Origin of the sequence: Ancrocorticia sp. (assembly GCF_052089425.1) — a bacterium.
GTDB lineage: Bacteria > Actinomycetota > Actinomycetes > Actinomycetales > Actinomycetaceae > Ancrocorticia.
Window position 1 is genome coordinate 30,371 of the sequence record NZ_JBQCZW010000002.1, and the last position, 14,264, is coordinate 44,634.

The window sequence follows — 14,264 nt, forward strand, 5'->3', positions numbered from 1 at the left end:
CACCTATACCGTGCTACACGGCGGCAAACGCCGGATTCTTCGCGATCAGCGAGCTAGCCTCTTGGCGCATGGTGGTGGGTGCGGACAAATGCTTGAGGTTGTCGGGGATCTCCCAGCCCTTAGCGGCCATGGCCATGCCATACAGCCGCCCGGCGCGGTAGGAGGAACGCACGAGCGGGCCGGCCAGCACTCCCGCGAAGCCAATCTTCTCACCCAGCTCCTTGAGCTCCACGAATTCGTTGGGCTTAACCCACCGATCGATCGGGTGGTGCAAAGATGACGGCCGCAGATACTGGGTGATGGTCAACAGATCGCAGGAGTTATCGCGCAGATCTACCATCGCCTGTTCAATCTCTTCGCGGGTTTCACCCATGCCGAGGATCAGGTTGGACTTGGTGACCAGCCCTTCTTCGCTGGCCATTTGGATGATGTCCAGTGAGCGCTCATAGCGGAAGGCGGGGCGGATCTTCTTAAAGATGCGCGGGACGGTTTCCACGTTGTGTGCGAACACCTCGGGGCGCGAATCGAATACCTGACGCAGGGCGTCTGGATCGCCCTTGAAATCGTCCACCAACAGTTCCACGCCGGTGCCGGGGCACATCGCGTGGATCTGCCGGCAGGTTTCGGCGTAGATCCACGAGGCGCCGTCGGGAAGGTCATCGCGCGCAACGCCGGTAACGGTGGCGTACCGCAAGCCCAATTGGGCAACGGATTCGGCAACGCGGCGCGGCTCGTCACGATCGAGCATCTGCGGCCGCCCGGTGGCAATCTGGCAGAAATCGCAGCGGCGCGTGCAGGCATCGCCTCCCACGAGGAAGGTGGCCTCGCGATCCTCCCAGCACTCATAGATGTTGGGACAGCCAGCTTCTTCGCACACAGTGTGGAGCTGGGAACCATGCACCATCGAACGCATGTCCGTGTATTCTTTGCCCACCACTGCGGTGGTTTTGATCCATTCTGGCTTCTTCTCGATGGGCGTTTCGGCGTTACGTGCCTCTACGCGCAGGAGTTTCCGGCCGTCAGGCTGCAAGGTTGCCATGAGTCACTCTTTCCGGGCGTTGGAATTTGCGGTACTGGTTGGATAATTCTGGGGCTAGCGCGTCAAGGACTTCGTCAAGCGTAGCGGCCACGCCTTGTTCGGCCAGAGAGGTCACGCCCGCGTCCCGCAGGCCACAGGGGACGATCGTTCCGAACTTGGCGAGGTCTGTGGTCACGTTGAGGGCAAGCCCGTGCATCGTGGCGTCGTTGGAAAACTTCATGCCGATCGCGCATATTTTCTTGGCAAGGCCGTCCGATGCGCCACCGTTGATGGCGCTCTCGCTTGCCGCTCCACCGGCTTCGAACCACACGCCACTCCGGCCCTCGATGGCCGTGGCATGGAGGCCGAAGCTCTCGGCGAGTACCTTGATAATCGCCGCCTCTGTGGTCCGCACAAACGCCACCACATCTTTGGGCGGCTTCACCTTGATAATGGGGTAAATGACTAACTGGCCCGGCCCGTGATAGGTGACGGAGCCGCCCCGATCCATCTCGATCACGGGAATCGAATCGTCCGGGATGTCCTCTGGTTTCGTGCGCCTGCCTGCGGTGTAGGTATCTTTCGCCTCCCACGCGAGCAGAGTGTCTGGTGCCTCCATGGCCGCCACGCGATCATGAAGATCTCGCTGGATGGCGTCCACTTCCATGTAATCGAGAGGGCCTTTGCCCAACAAACTGTAAAGCCGCACGGTTCGATCTTAGGCCACATCCGTGCACGGGCGGTAAGCGATGCACATGCTGGAATGGATTTTGGCGGGCGAAAGTCCTAGGCACCCCATCCTAGGTTGAGGGCACACGATCTGCTTTAACCACCGGTTGAGGGAGGGATCTGGAATAGAGGGCGACGACGGCGGAGCCCCACCTACGTGGTCAGCAAGAGTACGTAGGTGCGCCCCCATTCACAGATTCCGATGCTTTTGCGTTTGTCGCGATTTGGTGTGGGTGAAGGTTCTAGGTGTGGCGGGCACGGGCTCGGGGGAGGACAGAGGTGCGGCTTGGAAAGGGGAAGCATGGAGGTCGAGTGGCTCTCTGAGAGGAGCAGTGCAACACCAGAACCTGAATGTCGGGTGTGAAAACGGGCGGAAACGTGTGCACGATGCATAGAATGTAGTGGACGTCACGGATTTGACGTTAGGGGCAATCGGCTCTGGAAGGGAACCGGTGAAGATAGCGGGGTTCATCGCCCGGCACAGAATCCCCGGAAACACAACGGAAACAAAGGAGCAACGTAGCCGAAAGGATGAAGAGGCCCGGATCACGACACGGTTTGATGTTTGAGACATCTCTCAGTGTATGATCTACGCAACCATTCAGGGCGAATATGTCCGGCCCTGATTCTGAGAGCACGGTGGCCACACCTCATCGGATGTCACGTACTGATTTGCTCAAGGTTTGAAACAGGACATGACTAAAAAGGGAGGGGACTCCATGAAGAAGGTCTATTCTTTAGTGGCAGTCGCAGCAGCAGCAGCGCTGGTGCTCAGTGCTTGTGGGTCAAGCGATGATGAAGGGGGCGGCAAAACCGCGGTCGAAGAGACGTCGGATCGCCCCATTAGTTTTACCGTTGCACAGGATGAGTTCGACGGTTATAACACGATGATGGCGTCAACATACTCGACAGCAAATTCTGCTATCACCGATCGTATGATGCCAGGCTTCGGCTATTTCGACACGGAAGGCGTGTGGCAGAAGGGCACGGACCTTGGTGACTATGAGATGGTCTCCGAAGATCCGTTGACCGTCACCTACACGATCAACGATGAAGCGGTGTACCAAGGTGGTACGCCGATTTCCTGTGAAGATTTCTACATGGACTGGGTTGCTCAGAACCCGCAGTGGATCCGCGACGGCCTTGAGGCCGAAGGTAGCGACGCCACGACCTTGTTTGAGCACGTTTCTGGTCCAGAAAGCTACGCCAACCCGGTGGCCGCAGGCCCGCAGTGTGAAGCTGGGGACAAGGAATTCACCATTGAGTACAGTGCACCCAACCCTGATTGGGAGCTCGTTGTTACTGGTGTTCTTCCGTCACATGTTATCGCTGACAAGCTGGACATGACGAAGGAAGAGCTGTTCGAAGCCTTCAAGAACGAAGATTTCGATGTAGCCAAGGATGCCGCTGATGCATGGAACAACTGGAATGGTGAGACGGGCGTAGTCCCATCGGCAGACGAGGCACCTTCATGGGGCGCATACTCACTGAAGGACGGCGGCTGGGAACCTGGCCAGTACGTCACTCTTGAACCGAATCCCGATTGGTGGGGCGAGCCGGCTGGTACTCAGGAACTCGTTGTTAAGCAGATTTCCCCTGAGGCAATGCTTCAGGCGCTGAACAATGAGGACGTCAACGTGATTGAGCCGCAGGCGACTCAGGACACGCTGGACCAACTCGAGGCCATGGACGGCGTAACGGTTCAGGAAGGCTCCACGCTGATCTGGGAGCACTTGGACATGAACCAGGGCGGCTCCTCGATCTTCGCTGAAGATCAGGGCGGCTTGGCCCTTCGTGAGGCATTCGCCTACTGCGTGCCGCGTCAGGACATCGTGGACAGGCTGATCAAGCCTCTCAACGAGGATGCTGAAGTCATGAACGCTCGCGAGTACTTCCCGACAGATGAGGAGTACGAGCAGGTTGTAGAGGCGAGCTATGACGGCCGCTACGACGAGGTTGATATCGATAAGGCCACGGAGAAGGTCGAGGAATCCGGTATTTCCGATCCCACGATCCGCATTGGCTACTCCGGTCCTAACCAGCGCCGTTCCGATGAGGTCTCCCTCATTCAGGCGTCCTGTGCAGATGCCGGCATCACCATTGAGGACATCGGCTCGGCCGAGTTCATGGCAGAAGGCGGAAACTGGGATACCGGTGACTTCGATGTGGCACTGTTCGCATGGTCCGGCTCCGGTCAGGTAGTCTCCGGCCAGAACATCTACGCCACGACTGGCAACCAGAACATGCTGAGCTACTCCAACGAGACTGTGGACGCAGAGTGGAACAAGGTTATTAGCTCGCTTGATCCCGAGGTGTGGTTGGAATCCAAGGAGATCATTGAGAAGGAACTGTGGGACGATCTCTACGGTATCCCGCTCTTCGCGCATCCTGGAATCGCTGCCTACACGGATGGACTCCAGAATGTGGAGCGCACCGTGGTTCAGACGGGTATTGCTTGGAACGCCGAACAGTGGACGTGGTGATAGGCCAACTGGCCTGACACCCGACCAATGATCACAACCGTTTAACGGCTCGAGGGCGAGGCAGAACACTTCTGCCTCGCCCTCGAGGGCTACATTGAGCCGGAGCGCAGATTCAGGGGTTGTAAGAGCAGAGGTGTAAACCGTTTCTGTAATTTACGGCACTCAATCCGACCGCATTGGTTCAAGGGTTTATAGTCTGAAGTATCTCGTCAAGGGAACATACCGGCGCCTCACTGCGCACGGTTAAGGGCCACCACGCGGGTCCCGTCTGAAAGAAGTTCTCCTAGTGTTCAAATTTATATTAAAACGTCTGGGTATATCGGCAGTTGTCATGCTGATTTCCTCGGCGATCATGTACGTTCTCGTGATCAATTCGGGCGATCCCCTGAAAGATCTACGCGAGAGCACTGACCCCAACCGTGACAATATGATCGCTCAGCGCACCGAGTGGATGGGCCTGAACGATCCTTGGTACACGCGTTACTGGGATTGGCTCCGTGGCGTTGGTGGCTGCTTTAAAGGTCAATGTGATCTCGGCTCCAACCGCAGCGGCCAAGATGTGACCCACATGCTTGGCATCGCTGCTAACTCCACGATGCGCCTTGTTGTGCTGGCAACAATACTTGCTATCGTTCTGGGCATCTTCTTCGGAATGATGACAGCAATCCGCCAGTACTCAGGATTCGATTACGTTGTGACCTTTGCAGCGTTCGTTTTCTACTCCTTGCCAGCCTTCGTGTTTGCGGTGCTACTCAAGGAATATGCGGCTATTCGCTTCAACAACTGGTTAAAGGACCCAACGATATCGTTGCTGACGTCCTTGCTGATCGCCGCCGTCTTTGCCCTATTTGTCGAGGCGATGATAGGTGGTAATCGCAAGCGGCGGCTTATCAGTTTCGGAGTGACATTTGCTGTTCTCCTCGCAGCTCTTCAAGGCATGTCGGCCACCGGATTTGTGAGCAACCCGAGTGTGGGCATCTGGCTTCCGCTCGGCTTGGGATTGATCGCAGCTGTGCTGTTCACCTCGCTGTTCACCGGCCTGTCCAATAAGCGCACGCTCTACAACACGCTCGGCACGGCCGTTATCGCAACGGTGATTCTGCAGATCTCAGAGAGTCAGCTGTGGGAGCCAAGCTGGGGTTTCCTGTTCCTGCTGCTTGCCATCTTCGTGGCTATTGCAGTGGTATTGGGCTACTTCACCGGCGGATACGCTAGGCGGGCCGTTCTCTGGGCAAATGTGTGGACGGGTGCCTCGGTATGGCTGGCTGCCCTGATGTACTACGCACTCCGTTACTGGGGTGATTACGTCACCCTTTCCTCAGGCCGCCCGATCTCAACGATCGGTTCTCAAACACCGAACTTCCGCGGTAGCGAAGTATTTTGGCTGCAGTTCACGGACGTGGCAACCCACCTCTTGCTGCCAACAATCTCTCTGACGCTGATGTCCATCGCCTCCTACACGCGTTACACGCGTTCGGCGATGCTCGAAGTTCTCAATCAGGACTATGTGCGCACCGCGAGGGCCAAGGGCCTCCCGGAGCACACGGTGATCACCCGTCACGCCTTCCGAAACGCGATGATTCCGATTACCACGATTATTGCCTTCGATTTTGCAAGCTTGATCGGCGGTGCCGTGATCACTGAGACGGTGTTCGGATGGAAGGGCATGGGCAATATGTTCAAGGTTGGCCTCGATCAGGTTGACCCAGCGCCCGTCATGGCCTTCTTCCTTGTGACAGGAGGCGCGGCCATCTTGATGAACATGCTGGCCGATATCACCTACGCGTACATCGACCCACGGATTAGGCGGTGAGGACAGCATGAGTAATACATCTGATAACACTCCAACTGGCGGCTTCAACGCCGTTGAACTTGATGACGAAGTCCTAGACGCAACAACCGACAGGTCCTTGTCTCAGGGACGCATCGTCTTGAACCGTTTCCTTCACCATCGCGGTGCGATGGTGTCCATGGTCGTGTTCGCATTGGTTGTCATCGTTGCCTATACATCGATCGGCGTTGGTCCAATCCCTGGGTGGTGGCCCCACAGCTACAAGCAGCCCATGGATGTGGTGAACGGTGGAGCACCCACGATCGGGTTCTTCCATCTGGGAGAACACCCCTTCGGGCAGGACAATGTAGGTAAGGACTACTTTGCCCTCGCCATGCGTGGTACCCAGATCTCCATCATGATCGCTCTGGTTGTTGGCATTGTGTCCACGCTGATCGGCACCCTTGTGGGAGCGCTGGCCGGCTACTTCCGTGGCTGGGTCGAATCCCTCCTCATGCGCGTGACCGATATGTTCATTGTGATTCCGCTGCTGGTTCTGGCGGCAATCATCGGCCAGATGACCGGATCAAATGGTCCGTTCTTCCTGGCCGTGATGCTGGGTCTGCTCTCATGGACGGGCTTGGCACGCATGGTCCGCGGCGAAGTGATGTCACTGCGCGAACGCGAATTCGTTTCCGCGGCCGATGCCTTGGGTGCCAGCTCCTTCCGCATCATCGTGCGCCACATCTTGCCCAATTGCTTGGGCACGATCATTGTGAACGCCACGCTGTCCATCGCCGCGGCGATTCTACTGGAGACCTCGCTTTCCTACCTCGGATTCGGTGTGCGGGCACCAGACACTTCGTTGGGGCTGTTGATCTCGGATTACCAGACAACGTTCTCCACACGTCCGTGGCTGTTCTTTGTGCCGGCCGTCATGATTCTCGCGATCGCCCTGACCGTGAACTTCATCGGCGACGGCCTGCGAGACGCGTTTGATCCTCGTCAGAAGGGCAAGGTGAAGTAATGGCTAAGCACTCTGAGAATCAGGGGTCCGGCTTGGATCCCGAAAACGAGGGCCAGAAGCCCGAAGAAAAGGCAGTAACGCCCGCTATGACACCCGGCATCACGCCGCCAGAAAAGGCAGCGGAAACTGTGGGGGAGGAGCATGCGGCGGAGGACGTCGTCGTCGTTCACAAAGATTCGAACGAACCCGTCCTTTCCTTTGAAAACCTCGACGTCCAATTCAAAACCGAATTTGGGCGCGTGCACGCGGTGCGCGGCGTTTCCATCGATGTCCATCCGGGCGAAGTGGTGGCGCTCGTGGGCGAATCCGGCTCCGGCAAGTCTGTCACGTCCATGACGGCGCTGGGCCTGCTTCCCTACAATGCATCGATCGACGGCGCCATCGAGGTGTCCGATCACGTGATCCGCACGCTCGGCTCACGCGGCATGCGATCCCTGCGCGGCAAGGAAGTGGCGATGGTGTTCCAGGAGCCCATGACGGCCCTGAACCCCGTGCTGACGATCGGCCGGCAGATGACCGAGGCGCTCGAAATTCACGATCTTGCCTACGGCAAGGACGCGGAGGCGCGCGCCATCGAGCTGCTGAAGATGGTGGGCTTGGACAACGCTGAAGAGCGCATGAGCCACTATCCGCACGAACTTTCGGGCGGCCAGCGCCAGCGCGTGGTGATCGCCATCGCGATCTCGTGTAACCCGAAGGTGATTATTGCCGACGAGCCAACCACGGCTCTTGACGTGACCGTGCAGGCGGACATTCTGGACCTCCTGCGTTCCCTCAAGGACAAGCTGAATACCGGCATCCTCCTCATCACCCACTCCATGGGTGTTGTGGCTGACATGGCCGATAATGTGCACGTCATGTTCAAGGGCAACATCGTGGAATCGGGGACGGTGGATCAGGTGCTCAACCACCCCACCCATCCCTACACGAAGCGCCTGCTGGACGCTGTACCGCATCTTGGGCATGGCCGCGATCAGGACGGTATCGAGGTGGCCGAGCAATCGCCGATCGATCTGTCCCAGAAGGTGCTTGAGGCCAAGAATCTGGTGATCGAATACCAGCGCAACGGCAAGGCTCCGTTCCGTGCGGTGGATGGCGTTTCGCTGGACATCGCCCAGCGTGAGTTCGTTGGGCTTGTGGGCGAATCCGGTTCCGGCAAGTCCACGATCGGCAAGTGCATCCTCGGGCTGCTGCCCGCCGCTTCAGGCGAGGTGACCATGTTCGGTAAGAACATGGTGGGCATGAAGCCGAAGGAAGCGCGTATGTGGCGCAAAAACGTGGGCGTGGTGTTCCAAGACCCCGCGGCTTCGCTCAACCCCCGCTTCCCGATCGGTGACTGCATTTCCGAGCCGCTCGTGGTGCACAAGGAAGGGAACAAGAAATCCCAGACAGCCCGTGTTCACGAGCTTCTGGACGCCGTGAGCCTTCCGCGTTCCACGTTCAACCGCTACCCGCATGAGCTTTCCGGTGGCCAGCGCCAGCGCGTGTGTATCGCGCGCGCCCTCGCCCTGCGCCCCCACCTGCTCATTGCTGACGAGCCCACCTCCGCCTTGGACGTATCCGTTCAGGCGCAGGTGCTCGCCATGCTGTCCGAGCTGCAAGAAGAGATGGGCTTTGCCTGCCTCTTCATCTCCCACGACCTCGCGGTTGTGGACATGCTCGCCAACCGCGTGGTGGTGCTCCAAAACGGCAAGGCCGTTGAACAAGGCATGCGCGACGATGTCCTTCACAACTCCAAGGAGGCCTACACCAAGCGCCTCATCGCCGCAGCCCCCGTTCCCGAGCCGCATGAGCAACGCCGGCGCCGCGAGGCTCGCCACGAGTTGCTGCGTTCTCTCGGCGACGAGGTTGTTGAGTTGAAGTTGTAAGTTCGTGATTGAGACGGCTGATTGAGCCGCCTGATTGAGCCGTCTGGCTGGGCCGGCCCGTAGCGTTTGCTGCGGGCCGGTTCTTCTTGGCTAGTTCTTTTGCTGCGCGGGGCTGGCGCTGCGGGTAGGCACTGGGAGTCCGAGCACAACGACGGTCAGTTTCGTGTTTCAGATGCGCATGTTGTAGTTGCTACGTGTATAGCTAGGGCTGACGCATTATACGGAAGTGGACGGTTGCGACGTGTGCGGTTGCCGACGCCTCTTCAGGTTTCAGATGCGTATGTTGTAGTTGCTATGCGTATAGCGAGGGCTCACGCATTATACGCAGGTGAACTACCGGGCACCGGCGAACCTACCCCGGTACCCAGTGGCGATGCTGCCTGTGACAGAATACGAGGCATGGATCAAGGCCCACGATACGTACTCCGTAACCGCTCACAGGTGCTGAAGGGGATCCTACTCATCATCTTCGGAGCTGCCCTAGTGCTCATCACGGTTTTCGACGAGGTTGCGGGGAGCTTGGTGCCTCCGGGAATGGCGGCGCTGGGGCTGGCGGGGATTGCCGCCTCCATATTTCTGATGCCGCGAGTCATTCTGCGTCCTGACGGCGTCGAGACTCACAACTGGATCTTCCGGGTGTGGGTACCGTGGAACCATTATCGCGAGCTGGACACCAAGTTCGGCATGTACATCGTCAGCTCGGATCACAAGGACGTCGTGGCCTCCTACCCCGGTGCTGGCGGCCTCTCCAAGGGCCGCGAGGAGCTGGGGGCAAAGCACAAGCTGGGAAAATCTGCACCGAACTCGCCGGGGCTTCCGCTGCATACTGACGGAACTGTCGTTCACTGGGCTGACATGAGTCAGGCCATCGGCCTGATCGAAAACGTGTATGAGCACGAGTATGTAGAGGGAAAGCGGTCCAAGAGACACAAGCCGGCGCCGGGCACACGCGCCTCTCGTGGGGGCCTCGGTGAGGCCTTCGGCCAAGCCACCGGCGGTGCCAGTGGTCAAGCCACCCGAGGTGCCAGCGGCGAAGTCCCCGGCGGCCCCAGTGAAGATCCCAGCCGGCAGGACGAATTTGGGCCTAGGGCGGGAGAAGGAAGTGCAGCTGACTGGGACGCACAGCCAGCATCGGCTGCATCCGGGGTGGGTGCTGCGGCGTTCGGCCACGAATTCCCGACCCAGCGCACCAAGATCGTGGATGTGGCGTCTGCTGCTGCGATGATCGCTGGGGTTGGCTGCCTCGCCGTGGGTATCGTGCTCTCCATGTCCTAAACAAACGCAAGCTCGGCCTGCCGAAAGCCTAGCCTGCCTCGTGCGTGGCCAGCGCGGCCCCCTTGAATTCCCGAGGTGACCCTTTACGGCGCCTCTAGACACGTTGCAACCTGTCAACAGCGGCATTAGGTTGTCCACTCGCAGGAGGGGACGAGGAACAGGACTACTTCCTGATGGCGATCGGCATCAAATGGAGGGCCGGGAAAGCTGCCCAGCCCGTCTCGTGCGCGGCCAGAGTGGCTCCCTCGAACTCCCGAGTTGACTGGTAGGGGAGTGCCAAAGCGGTGCTGAGAGCGCGCGGCCCCCTCGAACTCGCGAGGTGACCCTTTACGGCGCCTCTTGACACGTTGCAACATGTCAACAGTGGCATTAAGTGGTCCACTCGCAGGAGACGACGAGGGGAAGGACGACTTCCTGACGGCGATCGGCAGCAAATGCAGGGCCGGGATGGCTGCCTAGCTCGCCTCCTGCGCGGCCAGAGTGGCTCCCTCGAACTCGCGAGTTGACTGGTAGGGGAGTACCAAAGCGGTGCTGAGAGCGCGCGGCCCCCTTGAACTCGCGAGTTGACCCTTTACGGCGCCTCTTGACACGTTGCAACATGTCAACAGCGGCATTAGGTTGTCCACTCGCAGGAGGGGTCGAGGAAAAGGACTACTTCCTGACGGCGATCGGGAGCAGTCAACAGAAGGTCGGGCCCGCCGCTACCAGCCGCCAGCCCACGGCCACCAGCTTGAGCCCGCCGCCACCAGCCCCCAGCCCACGGCCACCAGCCACCACCCCCAGCCCATGCAATGTGACGAAAAACAGACCACATCCCACCCCCACGCCCTATACCGCGGCAGAACGGAGGGCGTAGGGTAGAGCGTTGGCGCACAAGCGCCGTGCAAAGACGCGCTCCGATTCGGTTCAGGGCCGGGGTGCATGATCCGAGGAATTAGATGAGCTCCCGTAAAGCCCGTAAAGACCTACGCAACGTCGCTATCGTGGCCCACGTTGATCACGGCAAGACAACACTTGTTGACGCGATGATGTGGCAGGCTGGCGCTTTTGACGCCAGAGCAACGGTGGAGAAAACCGGCGAACGCGTGATGGATTCGGGCGATCTGGAACGCGAAAAGGGCATCACGATTCTGGCGAAGAACACGGCAATTCGCTATGAGGGCCCCTCGGCTGCAAACTTTGGCGCACCGGACGGCGTCACGATCAACGTGATTGATACCCCTGGCCACGCGGATTTCGGCGGCGAGGTTGAGCGCGGCCTGTCCATGGTGGACGGCGTCGTGCTGTTGGTGGATGCCTCGGAGGGCCCGCTCCCGCAAACTCGTTTCGTGCTGCGTAAGGCACTGGAGGCCAAGCTCCCGGTGATCACGGTGGTGAACAAGGTGGACCGCCCGGACGCCCGCATTGACGAAGTTGTCAATGAGGCTCAGGACCTGCTTCTCTCCCTCTTCTCGGACCTAGAGGATCCGGATGATGCAGTGCTGGACAAGCTGCTGGAGATCCCGGTGGTTTACTGCGCGGCGAAGGCAGGCTACGCAGATACCCAGCGCCCCGAAGATGGCGAACTCCCCGCGAATCAGGATCTGGAGCCGCTCTTCGAAGCGATTCTCCACTACATCCCGGCCCCAACATTCGATGAGGATGCTCCTCTGGTCGCCCAGGTCACCAACCTTGACGCCTCCCCGTTCCTCGGCCGCCTTGCCTTAACCCGCGTGTACTCCGGCGAACTCAAGAAGGGCTCGTGGGTGGGCTGGCACCGCAACGATGGCACGGTCACGAAGGTCCACATCTCTGAGCTGCTGGAAACTAAGGGCTTGGAACGCGTCTCCGCAACCGCCGCGCATGCGGGCGATATCGTGGCAGTGGCCGGAATCCCGGAGATCACGATTGGCGATTCGCTCGTGGACCCGGAGGATTCCCGCCCGCGCCCGCCGATCCACGTGGATGATCCTGCGATCTCCATGACCATTGGCATCAACACGTCGCCGCTGGCCGGCAAGGAGAAGGGCCATAAGCTCACGGCGCGTCAGGTCAAGGACCGCCTAGACGCCGAGCTGGTGGGCAATGTGTCCATCCGCGTGCTGCCCACGGAACGCCCGGATCAGTGGGAGGTTCAGGATCGCGGCGAACTCGCGCTGGCGATTCTGGTGGAGCAGATGCGCCGCGAGGGCTTTGAGCTGACGGTGGGCAAGCCTCAGGTTGTCACCCGCGAGGTTGACGGCAAGCGTCAGGAGCCGATGCAGCGCAGTACGATTGATGTGCCGGAGGAGTTCCTTGGCACGGTCACTCAGCTGATGGCTGCCCGCAAGGGCCGTATGGAAACGATGGCGAACCACGGCTCAGGCTGGGTCCGCATGGAGTTTGTGGTGCCGGCGCGCGGCATGATCGGCTTCCGCTCGCAGTTCCTCACGCAAACGCGCGGGACGGGTATTGCGGCCTCGATCGGTGAGGGCTATGCGCCCTGGCAGGGCGAGATCTCTTCACGCGCCACGGGTTCGCTCGTCTCTGATCGTTCCGGGCAGGTCACGGCATTCGCTCTGCAGCGCCTTGAGGATCGCGGCACGTTCTTTGTGGAGCCGGGCGCTGAGGTTTACGAAGGCCAAGTTGTGGGGGAGAACCCCCGCGATGAGGATATGGACGTCAACGTTGTGCGCGCCAAGGAAATGACCAACATGCGTTCGGCAACAGCCGATGTGTTCGAGCAGCTGAAGGTTCCCCGCAAGCTCACGCTCGAAGAGTCGATGGAATTCGCCTCCGATGATGAGTGTATTGAGGTCACCCCCGATTCGGTGCGCATCCGCAAGCTCATCCTGAATTCGGCCGAACGTTACAAGTCAGCCCGCGCGAAGAAGAAGTAGGGTAGGCCCATGCGTTTGCTTCAGGGGGTTCTGGGCGCGATCGGCGGTCTGCTGGTTGGCGCACTCGCCGCGGTCACGTACGCGGGGCCGCTGGGTATGCCCATTCTTGGGCTCCTCGTGGCCACGGTTCTCGTGGCCGCCGGCGCCTGGTTCCTTCTGGCCTGGGGCAAGCGCGCGGCGTGGCTCGGCTACGCGATCGGCATTATCGCCGTCACGTTCTGGCTGTTCATGGCCCCGCCGGCAACGGACACGATTATGTCCGTGTACCGGTGGGCTTCCGATGCGTGGTTCGTATTGGCCCCCGCTTCCGCCCTGATCCCCGGTTTTATCGTCCGCGATTCCGTCGTGGATAGATAACGACGACGACGAACCTCCCCGCATCACCCCCACCTAGCATTTGTGACCAACTCGGCGGGGCAATGGTGGGCCCTCACGGCTAGAATCATCTGGGATAGAACCTATGAAAGGGCAGGCCCGTGACAGAAGATGATTCGAGGGATAAGGCCAACCAGACTCTCGGTGCAGCAGTCTTTAACCGCAGAGGCGATAACGGCACCGAAGATGACAAGACGGTGGCTGATGGCCAATCGAGCCAGCAATCCGTTGAAGAATCAACTACTTCGGTAACGGGACCCGCCGCGGAGGATACATCCCCGGGCAACACGCCCACCGAAGCCCTCAGCGTTCCTGAAACTGATCAGCCAACGCCGGCTGAGATCACCCACCCTGAAGAGGGTTCGGCTAAGGATGGTGCGCCTGCCACGGCCGCAACACCCGCCCAGCCAGAAGGCTCTGAGGATCAGGGCGGTGGCTGGGAGGAATTCGCTTCGTCGTCGTCGGCGCCCTCAACTACTGAAGAAACAGCTAATATCCCTGTCATTCCGCCGGCGGAAGCCGGCCAGGAGGCGGCGGACGAACCCCCAACTGATGAAGGCGGTAGTGCCACGAAGAAGAGGCGTAAGCGCTGGCCGTGGATCACCGCGGCGGCCGTGCTGCTCGTAGGTGCGGCGTACGTGGGCGGCGCGTTCTATTTTGCGGATCGCGTGCCGAAGGGCACGGAGATTGCCGGTGTGCAAATGGGTGGGTTGGATCGCGATGCGGCGGCCGCGAAGCTCAAGGCGGACGTGGTGGATCAGGTCAATCAGCCCGTGGATGTTGTGGTTGCTGGCGATGGGGAAGGCTCCGGCCCAACGCCTGTCCCGGAGGAGGAACCCACCGGCAGCCCGGAGAGCGAT

At 59.8% G+C, this 14,264-nt stretch carries 9 protein-coding genes and 1 pseudogene; 8 read left to right on the top strand and 2 right to left on the bottom strand.

The genetic code is table 11. The features are described from left to right. Window positions 1-13: 13 nt before the first annotated feature. The gene (lipA, locus tag ACTHV6_RS01015; protein ID WP_441385403.1) at window positions 14-1,039 is read right to left on the bottom strand and encodes a lipoyl synthase; all 1,026 of its coding nucleotides are present in this window, start codon (window positions 1,037-1,039) and stop codon (window positions 14-16) included. Next, the gene (lipB, locus tag ACTHV6_RS01020; protein ID WP_441385404.1) at window positions 1,020-1,727 is read right to left on the bottom strand and encodes a lipoyl(octanoyl) transferase LipB; all 708 of its coding nucleotides are present in this window, start codon (window positions 1,725-1,727) and stop codon (window positions 1,020-1,022) included. The genes lipA and lipB overlap by 20 nt, the downstream gene beginning before the upstream one ends. 715 nt (window positions 1,728-2,442) lie before the next feature. Between lipB and ACTHV6_RS01025 the strand changes: the two genes are divergently transcribed. The 8 genes and pseudogenes from ACTHV6_RS01025 to ACTHV6_RS01060 form a co-directional block, all read left to right on the top strand. After that, window positions 2,443-4,230 (top strand): ABC transporter family substrate-binding protein, encoded by a 1,788-nt coding sequence (locus ACTHV6_RS01025; RefSeq protein ID WP_441385405.1) that lies wholly within the window; start codon window positions 2,443-2,445, stop codon window positions 4,228-4,230. A gap of 286 nt (window positions 4,231-4,516) precedes the next feature. Beyond that, entirely contained in the window at window positions 4,517-6,043 is a 1,527-nt protein-coding gene (locus tag ACTHV6_RS01030; protein ID WP_441385406.1) for an ABC transporter permease, read from the top strand. 7 nt (window positions 6,044-6,050) lie between these two features. After that, the gene (locus ACTHV6_RS01035) at window positions 6,051-7,028 is read left to right on the top strand and encodes an ABC transporter permease (RefSeq protein WP_441385407.1); all 978 of its coding nucleotides are present in this window, start codon (window positions 6,051-6,053) and stop codon (window positions 7,026-7,028) included. Continuing rightward, window positions 7,028-8,896, top strand: a complete 1,869-nt coding sequence (locus tag ACTHV6_RS01040) for an ABC transporter ATP-binding protein (RefSeq protein ID WP_441385408.1) — start codon at window positions 7,028-7,030, stop codon at window positions 8,894-8,896. Before ACTHV6_RS01035 ends, ACTHV6_RS01040 begins: the two co-directional genes overlap by 1 nt. A gap of 399 nt (window positions 8,897-9,295) precedes the next feature. Beyond that, window positions 9,296-10,171, top strand: coding sequence for a hypothetical protein (locus ACTHV6_RS01045; protein ID WP_441385409.1), 876 nt, complete (start codon window positions 9,296-9,298; stop codon window positions 10,169-10,171). 938 nt (window positions 10,172-11,109) lie between these two features. Beyond that, on the top strand, window positions 11,110-13,029 hold the full coding sequence (gene typA, locus ACTHV6_RS01050) for a translational GTPase TypA (RefSeq protein ID WP_441385410.1): 1,920 nt from the start codon (window positions 11,110-11,112) through the stop codon (window positions 13,027-13,029). A 9-nt stretch (window positions 13,030-13,038) separates the two neighbouring features. Then, window positions 13,039-13,386 (top strand): hypothetical protein, encoded by a 348-nt coding sequence (locus ACTHV6_RS01055; protein ID WP_441385411.1) that lies wholly within the window; start codon window positions 13,039-13,041, stop codon window positions 13,384-13,386. Window positions 13,387-13,505: 119 nt separating this feature from the next. After that, window positions 13,506-14,264 (top strand): annotated as a pseudogene (locus ACTHV6_RS01060) (hypothetical protein); the annotation flags it as partial.